This window comes from Allobosea sp. OAE752 (assembly GCF_050433265.1).
Lineage (GTDB): Bacteria > Pseudomonadota > Alphaproteobacteria > Rhizobiales > Beijerinckiaceae > Allobosea > Allobosea spartocytisi.
In genome coordinates this window covers 127,222-144,758 of the sequence record NZ_JBNPXO010000009.1, presented here as the reverse complement: position 1 = coordinate 144,758, position 17,537 = coordinate 127,222, and the positions used below count along the sequence as shown (strand labels likewise).

General features: G+C 67.1%; 17 protein-coding genes. 14 read left to right on the top strand and 3 right to left on the bottom strand.

Features of this window, described 5'->3' with window-relative positions:
• Positions 1-116 precede the first annotated feature (116 nt).
• From GGC47_RS21385 to serA, 4 genes are all read left to right on the top strand, one after another.
• Positions 117-632 carry an invasion associated locus B family protein gene (locus GGC47_RS21385; protein ID WP_038362839.1) on the top strand — a complete coding sequence of 172 codons (516 nt, stop codon included), beginning with the start codon at positions 117-119 and terminating at the stop codon, positions 630-632.
• 777 nt (positions 633-1,409) lie between these two features.
• Positions 1,410-2,390 (top strand): SPFH domain-containing protein, encoded by a 981-nt coding sequence (locus GGC47_RS21380; RefSeq protein ID WP_038362837.1) that lies wholly within the window; start codon positions 1,410-1,412, stop codon positions 2,388-2,390.
• A 7-nt stretch (positions 2,391-2,397) separates the two neighbouring features.
• Positions 2,398-2,844, top strand: a complete 447-nt coding sequence (locus GGC47_RS21375) for an NfeD family protein (RefSeq protein WP_038362835.1) — start codon at positions 2,398-2,400, stop codon at positions 2,842-2,844.
• Positions 2,845-3,214: 370 nt separating this feature from the next.
• Entirely contained in the window at positions 3,215-4,474 is a 1,260-nt protein-coding gene (gene serA / locus GGC47_RS21370; RefSeq protein ID WP_142022826.1) for a phosphoglycerate dehydrogenase, read from the top strand.
• Positions 4,475-4,483: 9 nt separating this feature from the next.
• On the opposite strand, the gene GGC47_RS21365 is transcribed toward serA, so the two are convergent.
• Entirely contained in the window at positions 4,484-4,666 is a 183-nt protein-coding gene (locus tag GGC47_RS21365; protein ID WP_038362832.1) for a hypothetical protein, read from the bottom strand.
• A 207-nt stretch (positions 4,667-4,873) separates the two neighbouring features.
• On the opposite strand from GGC47_RS21365, the gene GGC47_RS21360 reads away from it, so the two are divergent.
• Both GGC47_RS21360 and GGC47_RS21355 read left to right on the top strand, forming a co-directional pair.
• Complete coding sequence (locus tag GGC47_RS21360) at positions 4,874-5,881, top strand: LLM class flavin-dependent oxidoreductase (protein WP_113254375.1); 1,008 nt, start codon at positions 4,874-4,876, stop codon at positions 5,879-5,881.
• A gap of 142 nt (positions 5,882-6,023) precedes the next feature.
• The gene (locus GGC47_RS21355; RefSeq protein ID WP_051987919.1) at positions 6,024-6,491 is read left to right on the top strand and encodes a Fur family transcriptional regulator; all 468 of its coding nucleotides are present in this window, start codon (positions 6,024-6,026) and stop codon (positions 6,489-6,491) included.
• A 6-nt stretch (positions 6,492-6,497) separates the two neighbouring features.
• On the opposite strand, the gene GGC47_RS21350 is transcribed toward GGC47_RS21355, so the two are convergent.
• Positions 6,498-6,770: a GNAT family N-acetyltransferase gene (locus GGC47_RS21350; protein ID WP_112761695.1), complete on the bottom strand. Its 273-nt coding sequence runs from the start codon at positions 6,768-6,770 to the stop codon at positions 6,498-6,500.
• Between the two features lie 24 nt (positions 6,771-6,794).
• Complete coding sequence (locus GGC47_RS21345; protein ID WP_142022825.1) at positions 6,795-8,510, bottom strand: OpgD/OpgG family glucan biosynthesis protein; 1,716 nt, start codon at positions 8,508-8,510, stop codon at positions 6,795-6,797.
• Positions 8,511-8,783: 273 nt separating this feature from the next.
• On the opposite strand from GGC47_RS21345, the gene GGC47_RS21340 reads away from it, so the two are divergent.
• From GGC47_RS21340 to GGC47_RS21305, 8 genes are all read left to right on the top strand, one after another.
• A complete protein-coding gene (locus GGC47_RS21340; protein WP_142022824.1) occupies positions 8,784-9,344 on the top strand; it encodes a glyoxalase superfamily protein in 561 nt (186 codons plus the stop codon).
• A gap of 569 nt (positions 9,345-9,913) precedes the next feature.
• Positions 9,914-11,059, top strand: coding sequence for a type III PLP-dependent enzyme (locus GGC47_RS21335; protein WP_112761692.1), 1,146 nt, complete (start codon positions 9,914-9,916; stop codon positions 11,057-11,059).
• A 229-nt stretch (positions 11,060-11,288) separates the two neighbouring features.
• Positions 11,289-11,816 carry a GNAT family N-acetyltransferase gene (locus tag GGC47_RS21330; RefSeq protein ID WP_142022823.1) on the top strand — a complete coding sequence of 176 codons (528 nt, stop codon included), beginning with the start codon at positions 11,289-11,291 and terminating at the stop codon, positions 11,814-11,816.
• A 112-nt stretch (positions 11,817-11,928) separates the two neighbouring features.
• The gene (locus tag GGC47_RS21325) at positions 11,929-12,864 is read left to right on the top strand and encodes a carbohydrate ABC transporter permease (protein ID WP_142022822.1); all 936 of its coding nucleotides are present in this window, start codon (positions 11,929-11,931) and stop codon (positions 12,862-12,864) included.
• Positions 12,861-13,694, top strand: coding sequence for a carbohydrate ABC transporter permease (locus GGC47_RS21320; RefSeq protein WP_142022821.1), 834 nt, complete (start codon positions 12,861-12,863; stop codon positions 13,692-13,694). The genes GGC47_RS21325 and GGC47_RS21320 overlap by 4 nt, the downstream gene beginning before the upstream one ends.
• 11 nt (positions 13,695-13,705) lie before the next feature.
• Positions 13,706-15,037 (top strand): ABC transporter substrate-binding protein, encoded by a 1,332-nt coding sequence (locus tag GGC47_RS21315; protein WP_429068667.1) that lies wholly within the window; start codon positions 13,706-13,708, stop codon positions 15,035-15,037.
• 107 nt (positions 15,038-15,144) lie between these two features.
• Entirely contained in the window at positions 15,145-15,975 is an 831-nt protein-coding gene (locus tag GGC47_RS21310; RefSeq protein WP_142022819.1) for a phosphodiesterase, read from the top strand.
• Between the two features lie 117 nt (positions 15,976-16,092).
• A complete protein-coding gene (locus tag GGC47_RS21305; RefSeq protein WP_142022818.1) occupies positions 16,093-17,529 on the top strand; it encodes a homospermidine synthase in 1,437 nt (478 codons plus the stop codon).
• The last annotated feature ends 8 nt before the right edge of the window (positions 17,530-17,537 follow it).

Genomic DNA, 17,537 nt, shown 5'->3' with positions numbered 1-17,537 from the left:
AACGGGCGGCTCGCGCCGGGGCCTGCGCCTGATGGACGCACGGATTCGTGAGGTCATGTTTACGCCTCGGTAAGGCTCTTCTTTCCAAGTTGCGCGCTGCGAAAGGAGATGAACGGATGATCAAGACAACGCTTTCGGCAATCTGCCTGGCTTTGCTGACGAGCACGGGTGCTGAAGCGGCTTCCGCCAAATCGCTCGGACAGTTCAACGCCTGGAGTGCGGCAGCCTACGACAAGGACAATTCGACCCGTTGCTTCATCATGAGCAGCCCCACGGCCGAGAATCCGTCGGGCTTGCGTCACGGCGAGGTCTTCTTCTTCGTCCAGACGGGAAATAACGGCACCAATACGGAATCGAGTTTCCAGACGGGCTACAGCTTCGCCACGAACTCGACCGTCACCGTCACCATCGGCGACGAGGAGTTCCGCATGCTGACCGAGGGCAACAACGCCTGGCTCGAGAAGGTCGAGCGTGAGCCCGCCCTTCTCGCGGCGATGCGCGCGGGCAGCGACATGGTGCTCGAAGCCCGCTCGGCCCGCGGCAACGCCACGAGCTACACCTTCTCGCTCGCCGGCGTCACCGCCGCCTCACGCCTGCTCCAGCGCTGCGACACGGCAGCGGCACAGAGCTAGGACATCGGTGGCGTTCGCGGCTCCGATGCAAGGCGCGGGGAACCCCTCTCCCGGATGGGAGAGGGGCAGGGGTGAGGGACCGCCGCTTCTCGCCAAGGCACGACGCGGCCGCCGCGCCTTCTGCGGAAAGCACACACCCTCATCCGGCGCTCCGCGCCACCTTCTCCCACCCGGGAGAAGGAAGGGGCCGTCGCACTTTCCCTGCAAACTTATCCCCGCCCTTGCAAGCCGCGCCTATCCTCGGACCACCTCATCCCCGAGGGGCAGCCATCCGGAGGTGTGCCGTTGGTGGGGATGAGGTCGGCGCCTGCGGGTGGAGTCACGATCCACTCCCGGGAGGCTTCGGGGCACCGCCCTGGGGACATTACGATCCCTGTGCGAGGAGCTCGCTGGGAACGGCCGATGGCATCACGCCTTCGTCCCATGCCCGAGTAGGCGCGACAAGGCGCTGAGCCGAACTGGCGTCGAAAGGGCTCGCGGCGAAGGATGGCCGCAGGCCCGATAAGCGCGGCCCGGAGACTGAAGAACGCCGATAAGCGGAGCGCCACGGGGCGTGCGGAAGGTGGCTCAATCCTTCCGCGCCGCATCCTGGCTCAACGGAAGCGGCCTGATACCCAACCGCGCCTCGCGGCGCTCCGCTGCCCCTCACCACCACCGAACGCGGCGACGCGGGCGGGCGAAGACGTTTGCGCCCGCGCTTGCATCCGCCCGCCACAACCGCCAGTTTGGGCCGCTGCCGGCAAAGACGGGCAGGCCTAACGCGGCGGGGGAAACGGAATGGATCTGTCGGGCTTCAATATTGCGGTCATCGTCGTGGTGGCGCTGGTGATCCTGACGATCGCGCGCGGCGTCCGCACCGTCCCGCAGGGCTTCAACTACACCGTCGAGCGCTTCGGCCGCTATTCGCGCACGCTGAGCGCCGGCCTCGGGCTGATCGTCCCCTATATCGATCGCATCGGCCACAAGGTGAATGTCATGGAGCAGGTGCTCGACATTCCCTCGCAGGAGGCGATCACCAAGGACAATGCCGGCGTGCGCATCGACGCCGCCGCCTTCTACCAGGTGCTCGACGCGGCCAAGGCCTGCTACGAGGTGTCCTCGCTCAACGATGCGCTGATGGTCCTGACCATGACCAATATCCGCACCGTCGTCGGCTCGATGGACCTCGACCAGCTCCTCTCCCATCGCGACGAGATCAACGAGCGGCTGCTGCGCGTGATGGACGCCGCCGCCTCGCCCTGGGGCGTCAAGGTCACGCGCATCGAGATCCGCGACATTCTGCCGCCGGCCGACATCGCCGGCGCGATGAACCGGCAGATGAAGGCCGAGCGCGAGAAGCGCGCGGCGATCCTGGAAGCGGAAGGCCTGCGCCAGGCCGAGATCCTCAAGGCCGAGGGCCAGAAGCAGTCGCAGATCCTCGCCGCCGAGGGCCGCAAGGAATCGGCGCTGCGCGACGCCGAGGCGCGCGAGCGGCTGGCGCAGGCGGAAGCAGCGGCGACCGCCATGGTTTCGGAGGCGATCGGCAAGGGCGACATCCAGGCCGCCAACTTCCTGATCGCCGAGCGCTATACCGATGCGCTGAAGGCCATCGCGACCGGCCCCAACAGCAAGGTGGTGATCGTGCCGATCGAGGCGGCCTCGCTCGCCGGCACGGTCGGCGGCATCGCCCAGCTCACCAAGGCCGTCTTCGGCGAGGACGCCGTCGCGGCGCGGCGCAATTCGGGCTCGGTTCCGCCGGCCGGGCGCGCGAATAGCTGAGGTCGCCATGCCTGACTGGCTCCTCACCCATAATGGCTGGCTCTGGGCCATTCTCGGCCTCGTCCTCATCGGCGGCGAGATCCTGGCGCCGGGCGTCTTCCTAATCTGGCTCGGCCTCGCCGCGCTCGTCACTGGCGCGGTCGTCGGCATCTTCGGCCTCGGCTGGCAGGCGGCCTCGATCGTCTTCGCGATCCTCGCCATCGCCAGCGTCGCCGCCGGGCGGCTATTGACCCGCCGCCGCGGCGAGGAGCCCGATGCGGCGACCGGGCTCAACGACCGCGGCCGCCAGCTCATCGGCAAGGTCTTCCGGCTGGAAGCAACGATGACCGGCGGCGAAGGGCGCGTCCGCGTCGGCGATTCCTCCTGGCGGATCATCGGCCCCGAGCTGCTGGCGGGCACGGAGGTCAAGGTCGTACGCGTCGAAGGCTCGACGCTGGTGATCGAGAAGGCATGAGGTTTTTGCATCGCTTGTGGCGTTTCGCGCGTCAGCGTTGCATCCAGAGGCTGTTATGAGCCATGGGGTCGATTTGATGAGGTCAAAACGGCAGAGATGGGAGGAGCATCGCGCCGCCGATACGTCGGTATCGGCAAGCGGTGCGACGCTGCAGCTCCGCCGTTTTCACCTCACCCGCAGGGCGCGGCGATTTTGCGCGACTGCCGTGTCGTTCTTCGTAGCAAGCCGGAAGGCTTGCGTCCTCGAACTTCGTGCATTCGCGCAAAATCGCCTGCGTCAAATCAATCCCATGGCTCATAACAGCCTCTAAGGCGTTGGCCTCGCGCCCGGCGAGGACTATAGCAACCGCTCCTTCACGAGCGCGAATTCCATGACCCCTGCCAGCGAACGCCTCTCCCTTCCCAAGGACCGCATCAAGGTCCTGCTGCTGGAAGGCATCAACGATTCCGCCGTCGCGCTGCTGACGCAGGCCGGCTACTCCAATCTGGAGCGGCTGCCCAAGGCGCTCGACAAGGCGGCGCTGATCGAGAAGATCCGGGGCGTGCATGTCCTCGGCATCCGCTCGCGCACCCAGCTCACGCCGGAGATCTTCGCCGCCGCCGACCGGCTCTTCGCCGTCGGCTGCTTCTCGGTCGGCACCAACCAGGTCGATCTGGAAGCCGCGCGCCAGCAGGGCGTGCCGGTCTTCAACGCGCCCTTCTCCAACACCCGCAGCGTCGCCGAATTGACCATCGGCGAGATCGTCATGCTGCTGCGCCGGATTCCCGATCGTTCGCGCTCGGCCCATGAAGGCGGCTGGGACAAGTCGGCCGAGGGTTCCTTCGAGGTGCGCGGCAAGACGCTCGGCATCGTCGGCTACGGCAATATCGGCAGCCAGCTCTCGACGCTGGCCGAGGCGATGGGCATGCGCGTGATCTATTACGATCACACCGACCGCCTGCGCCACGGCAACACCGAGCCGGTCGGCAGCCTGGCGGAACTGCTCGGCTCGGCCGACATCGTCTCGCTGCACGTTCCCGAGACGCCGCAGACCCACGGCATGATCGGCGCCGAGCAGCTCGCCCAGATGAATCGCGGCAGCTACCTGATCAACAATTCACGCGGCACGGTCGTCGATCTCGACGCGCTGGCGGCCGCGCTGAAGAGCGGCCATCTCGCCGGCGCGGCGGTCGACGTCTTCCCGGTCGAGCCCGCCTCCAACGCCGAACGCTTCGTCTCGCCGCTGCAAGGCTGCGCCAACGTCATCCTGACGCCCCATATCGGCGGCTCGACCGAGGAGGCGCAGGAGCGCATCGGCGCCGAGGTGGCGCGCAAGCTCGTCGATTATTCCGATGTCGGCGCGACGGTGGGCGCGGTCAACTTCCCGCAGGTGCAGATCCCGGCCCGGGCCGTCGGCACGCGCTTCATCCATGTCCAGCGCAATGTTCCGGGCATGCTCAGGCGCCTCAACGACGTCTTCGCCAATCGCCAGGTCAACATCGCCGCGCAGAACTATCACACCGACGGCGAGGTCGGTTACGCGGTCATCGAGGCCGACGGCGTCACCAGCAGCGAAGCGAGCGACATCCTGCGCGAGATCCGCGCGCTCGACGGCACGATCCGCGCCCGCCTGCTCTACCAGCGCGGTTGATCCGCCGCGTCAGCGCTTTCCCCGGCCGCCGGGCTTGGTCGGCGTCTGGGTCGCGACGGGATCGCTGGCCGGGAAGGTATCCTTCAGCGCCCGGTTGAGTTCGGCGTCCTTGCCGTGCTCGCGCTCGGCCTTGCGCTGTTCCTTCTGCTCCTTGCGCAAGCTCTCCTTGGCCGGATTGGCAGTCGTGGTCATGGGTTGCCCCCCTTTCGATGGCGCCGCGCGGAAACGCGGCCGTCATCTGGGCAACGCGTCAGCTTTGCGCCCGTTCCGCCAGAACGCCAGCGCAGGCGCGCCATGACGAAGCGCGGGCGCCTCTGGACCGCGGCGCCTATCCTTCCCATCTGGTGAAGCCACGCCATCGTCGCCGGCTCGCTCCGGCACCAGCCAGCAGGGCCCGCCATGGTCGCGATCTCCGTCCTCGATCTCGTTCCCGTCGTCGAAGGGGAAGGCCCGCGCGAGGCGCTGCTGAAGTCGATCGACCTCGCCCGCCATGCCGAGGCGCTGGGCTTCACCCGCTACTGGGTGGCCGAGCACCACAACATGGTCGGCATCGCCAGCGCCGCGACCTCGGTGGTGATCGGCCAGCTCGCCGCCGCCACGAAGACGATGCGGATCGGTGCCGGCGGCATCATGCTGCCGAATCATGCTCCCCTCGTCATCGCCGAGCAGTTCGGCACGCTGGAGGCGCTCTTTCCCGGCCGCATCGATCTCGGCCTCGGCCGCGCCCCCGGCACCGATCAGCTCACGCTCAGGGCGCTGCGCCGCAGCCCGATGTCCTCCGACAGCTTCCCGCAGGATGTGCTGGAATTGCAGGCGCTCTTCGCCCCGGCCGGCCCCAACCAGGCGATCCGCGCGGTGCCCGGTGAAGGGCTGAACGTGCCGCTCTGGATTCTCGGCTCCAGCCTGTTCGGCGCGCAGCTCGCCGCCGAGCTCGGCCTGCCTTATTCCTTCGCCTCGCATTTCGCCCCGGACGCGCTGATGCAGGCGCTCGCCGTCTATCGCGAGCGCTTCAAGCCGTCGGAGCAGTTGCAATCCTCCTACGCCATGCCCGGCATCAACGTCGTCGCGGCCGAGACCGACGAGGAGGCGCGCCATCTCGCGACCTCCCTGCAGCAGCGTTTCGTCGGCATGGTCCGCGGTGCGCGCGGCAAGCTCCAGCCGCCGATCGACGACATCGAGCAGTATTGGAGCCCGGCCGAGAAGGCGCATGTCTCGCAGATGCTGCGCTATGCCTTCATCGGCTCGCCCGAGACGTTGCGGCGCGAGCTCGGCGCCTTCGTCGCCAATACCGGCGCCGACGAGATCATGGTCACGGCCCCGATCTTCGACCACGAGAAGCGCAAGCGCTCCTTCGAGATCGTCGCCGAACTGGCCCCCGAGCTCGCGAAGGCGCGCGGCGCCGCGTGACGCGCAGGGCCGGATTTGCGGCCGGACAACGCGCTCATGATCCAGATAGGAATGACACGCATTCGCGATTTTAATGCGAATGCTTATGACTTCCAAAAAGGCAGCTTTTGCAAATAGCCGCACTCATTGCTATGGGCTGAGCATGAGTGAAACCGACCGGCGCGTTGCCGTTTTCGAAAGCCAGTTGAAGGGGGCGGGCCTGCGCATGACGCAGCAGCGCCGCCTGATCCTGCGCGTGCTGGCCGAGGCTGACGATCATCCCGACGCGAAGGGCATCTTCACGCGCGCCTTCGCGCAGGATCCGACGCTCTCGCTCTCGACCGTCTACCGCACCATGAAGGTGCTGGAATCGCAGGGCGCGATCGAGCGGCACGCCTTCGAGGACGGCATCTCGCGCTATGAGCACGCCGACCAGCAGCACCACGACCATCTCATCGACGTTGATACCGGCGACGTGATCGAGTTCTCCTCGGATGCGATCGAAGAGCTGCAGCGGCGCATCGCGGCCGAACTCGGCTACGAGCTCGTCCGCCACCGGCTCGAACTCTACGGCCGCAAGAAGCAACCCGCGCGCAAGGGCCGCAAGGAGCCGGGCCCCAGGGAACGCTGAGCCCGCTCAGCCGTCGACGATGTCGTCGTATTCCGGATGCTTCGCGACCCAGGCCTTGAGGAACGGGCAGCGCACCACCGCCTTGCGCCCGCTCGCCCGGATCAGCTCGAACACGCCCTTGGCCAGCCGCGAGCCGACGCCCTGGCCGGCGAACTGCTCGGGCACCTCGGTATGGATCAGGACGAGCCGGTTGCCGTCCATCCGATAGGCGACAACCGCAGTGCCGCCCTCGAGAGCGAGCTCGAAGCGGTTCTCTTCCGGTTTCTCGACGACGTCCATCGCGTCTCTCCTTGGCGGCCCGTGCTATTGGCCCGGCTTCTGCTGGGCCGGCGCTGACGGCGGGGCCGGCTGCGGTTGCGCCGGGGGCGGCTGGTCGGACTGCGCTTGCGGCGAAGGCTGGGCCGGCTGCTGCGGGGCCGGCTTCTCGCTGGCCTCCGCGCGCCACGGATAGCTCCAGGTTTCCGTCAGCGTCTTGGGGCCGCTCTTCAGGAAGGCGCGCATCTCGGCGAGCTGCCCCGGCTCGCCGGTGATGTCGACGAAGGCGCGGAAACCGTTGATCTTCGGGTTCGGCACCAGGAAGGCGCGATCGATCTTGCCGCGGGTGATCGACGGCACGATCTCCACCTTGTCCGGCTGCTTGAGATGGTAGTCGAGATCGCCGCCGGCGAAATCGACGATGAAGCGGCGCGCGCCGTCCGCCACCGGCTCGACCGAGCCGAGCGCCTTCGGCGCAGCCTGGAAGGTGTTGACCACGCGCCCGCCCGGATGGAGATCACTGGAATCCAGCATCGCCGTCAGCCGGTAGCCGAAGGCGAATTCCTTGCCCGGCTCCAGCGGTGTCTTCGGCGTCCACTGCACGACGACATTGTCGTTGCTTTCATCCGTCGTCGGCATCTCGATCAGCTCGATCACGCCCTCGCCCCAGTCGCCCTGCGGCTCGACCCAGTAGGACGGCCGGCGCTCATAGGCGAGGTCGAGATCCTGATAGTGCTCGAAATTGCGGTCGCGCTGCATCAGGCCGAAGCCGCGTGGACTGCGCTCGACGAAGGCGGAGACCGCCTGCTGCTTCGGGTTGCGCAGCGGCCGCCACAGCCACTCGCCCGAGCCCGAATGGATCATCAGCCCGTCGGAATCGTGCAGCTCCGGGCGGTAATCCTCGAAGAAGCGGCGGTCGTTCTCGCCGGTGAAGAACATCGAGGTCAGCGGCGCGAGCCCGAGCCTCTCGATCGGCTTGCGCGGGATGAGCGTCGCCGCGACCTCGACCAGCGTGTCGACATCCGGATAGACCGTGAAGCGATAGGCGCCGGTCAGCGAAGGCGAATCGAGCAGCGCGTTGACGATGATCCGCTCCGCATTCGCGGCCGGCTGCTCGACCCAGAACTCGCGGAAGACCGGGAATTCCTCGCTGTTCGTGCCCGCTCCGATGGCGAGCCCGCGCGCCGACAGCCCGTAGCGCTGTTCGCGGCCGAGCACGCGGAAATAGCTCGCCCCGATGAAGGCGATCAATTCGTCGAGGACGCGCGGATCGTTGAGCGGGTAGTGCAGCCGGAAGCCGGCGAAGCCGAGATTGACCGGCAGCGGCTTGTCGAACTTGACCTTGCCGTAGTCGAACAGATTGGCCGAATAGGGCACTGGCGTCGGCACGCCGTCGCGCACCACATTGACCGTGACCGGCCGGGTGAACAGGAAGCCCGGATGGAACATCTGCATCCGGAAGGGCGAGCCGTTCTGCGCGAGCAGGGCCCGGTCCGGGCGGAAGCGGATGTCGCGCCAGGAATCGTAGTCGAGCCGCGCAAGCGGCTCGGGCAGGGCCGCCGGCGGCTCATAGGCGACGGCGGCGACCTCGCGCGCCCGGCGCTGCACGTCCTCGAAGCCGAAGCGCGGCTGTGGCGGCGTCTGCGGCGGCGGCACCGGGTTCGGATTCTGCGGTTGCTGCGCGAGCAGGGCGGACGGAGCCGCCGAAAGGCACAGCATGGCGGAAATCCCGCCAAGGACGCGGCGGCGGTCAAACTTCGTCATCTCTCGTCCGTCTACTGGGTACCGGTTGTCGCGGAGGCGCCTGCGCCAGCGACTTAACGCCATGAAATGGGGCCGGTCTAGGGCAGCGCGATTGACAAGACATGAAGAGATGGCAACCTTTGCCCCGGCCGGATGCGGCCAGCCGCTCGCGCCCCTTGGGCATGGTGAACGCATCCCTTGAGACGACGCTGTCCTGATCCCGCTCTCCTCGCGGACGGATATCGGCAAGGCGAGCCCCGATCGTTTCCGTCCCGAACGAGAAGGATCACGACGATGCGCGATTTCCGCGACGCGAAGCTGATGGCGAAAAGCCTGCGCGAGGCCATGGCCGCCAGGCAGGTTCAGCTGACCCATTCCGAGACCCTCGAGATCGTGGCGCGCCAGTTCGGCCATGACGACTGGAACGTGCTGGCGGCCAGGATCGGCGAGGCCGGGCCGGCCATGCCGGCCGAAAAGCCCGCCGAAGCCGTGCGCCTGCGGATGGGCATCCCGATCCTGCGCATCTTCGACGAAGCCAAGGCAAAGGAGTTCTATCTCGACTTCCTCGGCTTCCGCATGGACTGGGACCATCGCTTCGGGCCGGACACGCCGCTCTATATGCAGGTCTCGCGCTCCGGGCTCGAGCTCCATCTCTCCGAGCATCACGGCGACGCCAGCCCCGGCTCGACCGTCTTCGTCTGGATGGACGGCATCGACGCCCTCCATGCGGAGCTGATCGCAAAGCGCTATACCTATTCGCGGCCGGGCATCGAGGAGGATGCGCCGGGCGGGCGCACCCTGCAGGTGCCGGACCCGTTCGGCAATCGAATCCGCTTCTGCGAGAAGCGCGGCTAACCCATAGCCGGCACAGCGCTTTCCGCCGTTAACCCGTTCCCGGAAGCGCGCAGATCGGCTCTGCAAAAAAATGCGGCTTCGGGTTCACAAAACACTTGTGGTCCGGGGTCGCTATCCGTATATCGCGTTCACCCAATTCGCACGTGCCTGTGGCCGCGTGCTGGTCGGTGGGCATCCGGACAAGAGGCCGGACAGCCGCCAGGGGTTGGAGGACGGATGGAGGGGATGGACATCCCTCAAATCACGCCTCCCAGTCTCCGCAAGGAGATTGTTCCCCGACACAGACCAGCAGCCGGAGGCAAAACCGGCGAACCCCGAATCTCCACGGGGGACGCAGCTTAAAGCAACGACGGAGCGGGCTTTTTTGGTCTCGTTGGTCCTCCAAAGGCCAACACCGAAGAGGCTTGTCCTTCATTGCCGGCCGTGCGGGGTCTTCCCCAATCGAACGGTGTTTCGGGTCCGGACGTTTCGTCCGCTGTCGCCGGCGTCTCCACAGCGCCTCGCGACGGCAGCGATTCATTCGGCGATACATCGCATCGGCGCCGCTTGCGCCGGGGGAGTCGCGCGTCATGACCGACCGCATCCGTGAGTTTCTTCGTACCCGCCGCGAGGACGGGCCCTGCGTCGTCATCGATACCGATGTCGTGCGCGAGAACTATCACGCCTTCGCCCGTGCGCTGCCCGACACCCGCGTCTTCTACGCGGTGAAGGCCAACCCGGCGCCGGAGGTGCTTGCCCTGCTCGCCAAGCTCGGCTCCTGCTTCGACTGCGCCTCGGTCGTCGAGATCGAGCTCGCGCTCGCCGCCGGCGCCACCGCCGACCGCATCTCCTTCGGCAACACCATCAAGAAGGAGCGCGACGTCGTGCGCGCCATGGAGCTCGGCGTGCGCCTCTTCGCCGTCGACTGCACGGCCGAGGTCGAGAAGGTCGCCCGTTCGGCGGACAAGACCGGCACGAAGGACGCGCGCATCTTCTGCCGCATCCTCTGCGACGGTGCCGGCGCCGACTGGCCGCTCTCGCGCAAGTTCGGCTGCGTGCCCGAGATGGCGGCGGATGTGCTCGAGCACGGCCATCGCCTGGGCCTGACCGCCTATGGCATCTCGTTCCATGTCGGTTCGCAGCAGGCCAATGTGAACGCCTGGGATTCCGCCCTGGCCTCGGCCTCGGCGGTCTTCAAGGAGTGCGCCACCCGTGGCATCTCGCTGTCGATGGTCAACCTCGGCGGCGGCTTCCCGGCGCGCTACCTGAAGCCGATTCCGGGCGTGCCCTCCTATGGCGACGCGATCTTCCGGGCGCTGTCGAAGCATTTCGGCAACCAGCTGCCCGAGACGATCATCGAGCCGGGCCGCGGCATGGTCGGCGAAGCCGGCCTGATCGAGGCCGAGGTCGTGCTGATCTCGAAGAAGGCCGAGGACGACAAGGTCCGCTGGGTCTATCTCGACATCGGCAAGTTCAACGGCCTGGCCGAGACGATGGACGAGGCGATCCGCTATCCCATCCGCACGGAGCGCGATGGCGATGCGACGGTTCCCTGCGTGCTCGCCGGCCCGACCTGCGACTCGGTCGACGTCATGTACGAGAAGACTCCGTACATGCTGCCCTTCTCGCTGGAGATCGGCGACAAGGTGCTGATCGAGGGCACGGGCGCCTATACGACGACCTATTCGGCCGTCGCCTTCAACGGCTTCCCGCCGCTGAGGCAGTACGTCATCTGACGTGGGAGGGCTGACCGGCCCTCCCTCACCAATCGGGTCCGGCGAAGCGCCCTGTCCGAAACGGCAGGCTGCCCGGCGAAATCCGGGCGGAGCGACCGCGTCTCCAGAATGGAGCGCGGGCGTGGCTCCCGCCGGACCCCTCTTCCCACATCCTGTTCTGCTTGTGGCCGCGTTCGCGCGGCGCCGGGAAGGTCCGCCAGGAAGCGGGCGCTCCGGCCGGAGGTGCGTCATGATCCGGATCCGCGACGAAATCGCTGCCGATGTTCCCGCCCGCGAGACGCTGCTCGACCGTTGCCTCGGCGAGCGCCGCACCGCCAAGTCGAGCGAGCGCCTGCGCGAAGGCCGCTTGCCGGCGGAAGGGCTCGCCCTGACCGCCGAGCTGGACGGCGAGATCGTCGGCACGGTCCGCCTCTGGCATGTCGAAGCCAACGGCGTGCCGGCGCTCATGCTCGGTCCGCTCGCGGTGAAGCCCGAGCTTCAGGGCGAGGGCCTCGGCAAGATGCTGATGCGCGAGGCGCTCTGGCGCGCGGCCTGCCGTGGCCATGGCGCGGTCATCCTCGTCGGCGACGCATCCTATTACGCCCGCTTCGGCTTCGATCCGGCGCTGACCCGCGACCTCGCCATGCCCGGCCCGGTCGAGCGCGAACGCTTCCTCGCCATCGAATTGCGCGACGGCGCACTCGATGGCGCGCATGGCGTGCTCATCGCGGCCGGCGAAACGGCCGAAGGTGTTGTGCCGCTGCGCAAGGCAGCCTGAAATATAGACAGCGCACTCCGCGACATGCGGGGTTCGTCACCGAGTTGTCATCCCACCGTGACGGCTCCGTCACCGACCCCGGCCATGACCGCGCCCCAAGACGGGACGCATCATGGCCGACACCATCATCGCAAGCCGGCCGGCACCAGCATGGCGCCTGGCGATCAGGCATCCACGCCGGAAGACGCTCGTCGCCTTCGGCCTGCTCGCGCCTTCGCTCGTGCTGCTGGCGCTGTTCACCTACTGGCCGATCATCCAGTTGACCTGGCAGTCGCTGCACGGCCAGCAACGTGTCGGCGGGCCGCAGGTCTATACCGGCCTGAAGAACTTCGCCGATCTCCTCACCGACCCCGCCTTCCGCAAGGCCCTCGTCAACAACCTGATCTATGCCTTCGGCACGGTGCTGCCGAGCCTCGTGCTGGCGCTGGGCTTCGCGCTGGCGCTGGCGCGCTCGAACCGCATCAACACCGTGCTGCGCTCGCTGTTCTTCCTGCCGGTGCTGCTGCCGCTCGTCGCCGCCGCCTCGATCTTCCTGTTCCTGTTCCTGCCCAATGTCGGGCTTCTCGACTACTACCTCGCCAAGCTCGCCCTCTCCGGCCCGAACTGGCTCGGCGACCCCGATGTCGCGCTCTGGTCGATCATGGCGCTGACGATCTGGAAGAACGCCGGCTACTACATGCTGTTCTTCCTTGCCGGGCTGCAGGCGATTCCCGCCGACGCCAACGAGGCGGCGATCCTCGAAGGCGCCAATCCCTGGCAGCGCCTGCGCTATGTCACCCTGCCCTATCTCAAGCCCACCATCGGCTTCGTCCTCGTCATCGGCCTGACCAATGTCGTGACGCAGGTCGACCACGTCTTCGTGCTGACCAAGGGCGGCCCGGCCGACGCCACCAACCTGCTGCTGTTCTACGTCTACCAGCAGGCGGTCGAGAATTATGAGCCCGGCCGGGCGGCCGCCGGCTCGCTGGCGATGCTCGGGCTCCTGCTGGCGCTGACGGCGGCTTCGCTGCGCACTCTCGAGCGCTCCTTCGGAGAGCCGGAATCATGAGCGTCGCCAATCGCGAGATCTCGCCGAAGCTCGGCTATGGCGCGACATTGCTGGTCGCCGCGCTCTGGGCCGTGCCGTTTCTCTGGATGCTGGTCGCGGCCTTCAACCCGGAGAGCACCGGCGCCGGCATGGCCGCGCTGATCCCGGACTATGTGCCGAGCCTCGCCAATTTCGCCGAGGCCTGGGGGCTCGCCGATTTCCCGCGCTACGGCCTCAACACCGCGATCATCAGCTTCGGCATCCTGGCGGTGCAGTTCGTCACGATCACGCTGGCGGGCTATGCCTTCGCGCGGATAGACTTCCCCGGCCGCAGCGTCTGCTTCTATCTGTTCCTGACGCAGCTCATGCTGGCGCCGGTCGCGCTGATCGTGCCCAATCTGGTGACGATCGCCTCGCTCGGCCTCTATGACAGCCTGCTCGGCGTGATGGCGCCCTATTTCGCCTCCGCCTTCGGCACCTTCCTGATGCGGCAGGCCTTCCGCGCGATCCCGCGCGAGCTGGAGGAAGCCGCGCTGATCGACGGCGCTTCCATCGGGCAGCGCATCCGCCTGATCTACCTTCCGCTGGCCAAGCCCTCGCTGATCGCCTTCGCGATCGTCTCGGTCACCAGCCACTGGAACGAGTTCCTCTGGCCGCTGATGGTGATCAATTCGCCCGATCTGCGCCCGCTCACCGTCGGGCTCGCCACCTTCACCCGTGGCGCCGAGGGCGCGCAGGCCTGGGGCGTCATCGCGGCAGGCACGCTCATCGTCAGCGCGCCGCTGATCCTCGCCTTCGTCCTGTTCCAGCGCGCCTTCGTCAACTCCTTCGTCTCCTCCGGCATCAAATAGAGGATTGCCTCATGACGACCACCCGCCGTTCCCTTCTCGCCGGCGCCGCGCTTGCCGCCACCTTCGCAATGACGCCGGCCTTCGGACAGTCCCCGACCGAGATCGAGCTGTTCTTCCCGGTTCCCGTCGACGGGCAGCTCGCCCGCGACATGGCCACCCTGATCAAGGAGTTCAACGAGGGCCATCCGGCGATCAAGGTGACGCCGGTCTATACCGGCTCCTATGACGAGACCCTGATCAAGACCCGCGCCGCGATGAAGGCCGGCAAGCCGCCGGCGGTCTCGATCATGTCCGCGAACTTCCTGCGCGACCTCCAGATCGAGGGCGAGATTCAGCCGCTCGACACGCTGATCAAGGCCGACGGCAAGAGCAACGACCAGTTCATGGGCCAGTTCTTCCCGGCGCTCTCCGGCAATGCCGTGCTCGACCGCTCGGTCTATGGCGTGCCCTTCCACAACTCGACGCCGATCCTCTACATCAACGCCGAGCACTTCAAGGAAGCCGGGCTCGACCCCGAGAACCCGCCGAAGAACTGGGCCGAGCTCGCCGCCGCCGCCGCGAAGCTGACCAAGCGCGAGGGCGACCGCGTCACGCGCTGGGGTATCGCGATCCCCTCGCAATACGACACCGGCGGCTGGCTGCTGCAGGCGCTGACCTATTCGAATGGCGGGCGCTGGTTCAACGTCGATTATGCCGGCGAGGTCTATTACGACGAGCCCTCGACGCTGGGCGCGCTGACCTTCTGGAGCGACCTCGTCAAGAACAAGGTCCTGCAGCCCGGCGTGCAGCAGAACGGTGCGGTCTCGACCGCCTTCCTCTCCGGCCAGGCCTCGATGATGCTGCATTCGACCGGCTCGCTCACCTTCGTGCGCAGCAATGCCAAGTTCCCGCTCAAGGTCGCCTTCGTGCCGAAGAACCTGCAGAATCAGGTTCCGATCGGCGGCGCCTCGCTGGTGGTTCCGACAGGCGTCGAGGGCGAGCGCCGCAAGGCCGCCTGGACGCTGATCAACTGGATGACCAGCCCTGAGAAATCGGGCTGGTGGAGCCGCGCCACCGGCTATTTCGCGCCGAACATGCAGGCCTATGAACTGCCCGAGATGAAGGCCTTCCTCGACAAGAACCCCGATGCCAAGGTTGCCGTCGACCAGCTCGCCTATGCCAGGCCGTGGTTCGCCACCTACAAGACCGTGCCGGTCCGCAAGGCGGTCGAGGACGAGCTCGCCAATGTCCTCTCCGGCAAGAAGTCGCCGAAGGAGGCGCTTGTCGCCGCCCAGAAGGCCGCCGACGAGATCATGAAGCCTTATGTCGAGCAGACCGCGCTGAAGCTGCCCGGCAGCAACTGATCGCGCATAGCGCCATGCCCGGGCCTGTCCCGGGCATCCTTCTTTTGACCTTCCGCCTGAAATGGCCGGGCCCGGGCCCGGCCATGACGGCATTCCGGACACCGCCCATGCTCATCGCCCATCTCACCGACCTGCATATCCGCCCGCGCGGCAAGCCGGCCTATCGCGTCTCCGAGACCAATGCGCTGACCGAGCGCGCCATCGACGCGATCGCGGCGCTGCGTCCGCGCCCCGATCTCGTGGTGATCACCGGCGACCTGACCGATTGCGGCCTGCCGGAGGAATATGCGCTGCTGGAAGCCATGCTGCGCCGATTGCCGATGCCGGTGCTGCTGGTGCCCGGCAATCACGACCGCCGCGAGACGCTGCTCGCCGGCCTGAGCTTCGACCCGCGCAGCCTGCGCGAGGACGGCTTCGTCCAGTTCTGCGCCGATCTCGGCCCGATGCGCTTGATCGGCCTCGACACGCTGCTGCCGGGCCAGAGCGCCGGCGCGCTCTGCGGGACGCGGCTCGCCTTCCTCGACAAGGCGCTGACCGAGGCGCAGGGGCGTCCGGTCGCGATCTTCATGCACCACCCGCCCTTTGACTGTGGCATCCGCCACATGGACGCCATCCGCCTGCTCGAGGGCGCCGAGGAATTCGCGGCCATCGTCGCGCGCCATCCCAATGTCGAGCGCATCCTGTGCGGCCATCACCACCGCCCGATCGTGACGCGTTTCGCCGGCACCATTGCCCAGATCGCCCCCTCGGTCACTCATCAGGTCACGCTCGACCTGACCGAGGAGGGCGCCGCGACCTTCCATATGGAGCCGCCGGCCTATCTCCTGCACAGCTACGACCCGGTCGCCGGCTTCGTCAGCCACACGGCCTATGTCGAACGCTATCCCGGCCCCTACCCCTTCGTGCTCGACGCCGATTATCCGGGCGCGCATGCCTGAATCCGGCGCGGGCGGACCTGGCGCATCGGTCCGATGCTGCCGCGGCTGTTGACGCCGGGGCCGCCCGCCCATACCAGCCTTCGCTTCGATGTTTCCCGAACCCAGGAGTTCAAAAGAATGACGGATTGGCCCGTATACGGCGAGATCACCGGCCCGATCGTGATGATCGGCTTCGGCTCGATCGGCCGCGGGACGCTGCCGATGATCGAACGGCATTTCAAATACGACAAGAGCCGCTTCGTGGTGATCGCGCCGGACGACGAGAACCGGGCGCTCCTCGATGAGCGTGGCATCCGCTTCATCCAGGAAGCGCTGACGCCCGAGAACTACAAGGCGCTGCTCGAACCGCTGCTGACGGCCGGCGGCGGACAGGGTTTCTGCGTGAACCTGTCCTGCGACACCGGCTCGCGCGACCTCATGGAATTCTGCTCCAGCTTAGGGGCGCTTTATATCGACACCGTCAACGAGCCCTGGCTCGGCTTCTATTTCGACGAGAGCAAGGGGCCGGGCGAGCGTTCGAACTATGCCCTGCGCGAGATGACGCTGGCCGCCAAGCGCGCCCGTCAGCCTGGTTCGACGACGGCCATTTCCTGCTGTGGCGCCAATCCCGGCATGGCCTCCTGGCTCGCCAAGAAGGCCCTGCTGAACATCGCCGCCGACATGCGCCTCAACGTGCCGCAGCCGAAGACCCGCGAGGAATGGGCTGCGCTGATGAAGCAGGTCGGCGTCAAGGGCATCCATATCGCCGAGCGCGACACGCAGCGTTCGAAGAACCCCAAGCCGCCGGGCGTCTTCGTCAACACCTGGTCGGTCGAGGGCTTCATCTCCGAGGGCGTGCAGCCGGCCGAGCTCGGCTGGGGCACCCATGAGAAATGGATGCCGGAGAATGCCCGCACCCACGAGACCGGCTCCCAGGCCGCGATCTACCTGATGCAGCCCGGCGCCGAGACCAAGGTGCGCAGCTGGTGCCCGACGCCGGGCCCGCAATACGGCTTCCTGGTGACGCATAACGAGTCGATCTCGATCGCCGACTATTTCACCGTGCGCGACGAGAGCGGCAAGGCGATCTACCGGCCGACCTGCCACTACGCCTATCACCCTGCGAACGATGCGGTGCTCTCGCTCCACGAGATGTTCGGCAATGCCGGCCGTCCGCAGGAGAAGCACCACATCCTCGAGGAGAACGAGGTCGTCGACGGCATCGACGAGCTCGGCGTGCTGCTCTACGGCCACGACAAGGGCGCCTATTGGTTCGGCTCGCAGCTCTCCACCGAGGAAGCCCGCAAGCTCGCTCCGTACCAGACCGCGACCGGCCTGCAGGTCACCTCGGCCGTGCTCGCCGGCATGGTCTGGGCGCTCGAGAATCCCAATGCCGGCATCGTCGAGGTCGAGGAGATGGATCTCGACCGCTGCCTGGGAATCCAGATGCCCTATCTCGGTCCGGTGAAGGGCTATTACACCGACTGGACCCCGCTCGACGGCCGCCCGGGCCTGTTCCCGGAGGACATCGATACCAGCGATCCCTGGCAGTTCAGGAACATCCTGGTTCGGTAAGGCTGGAT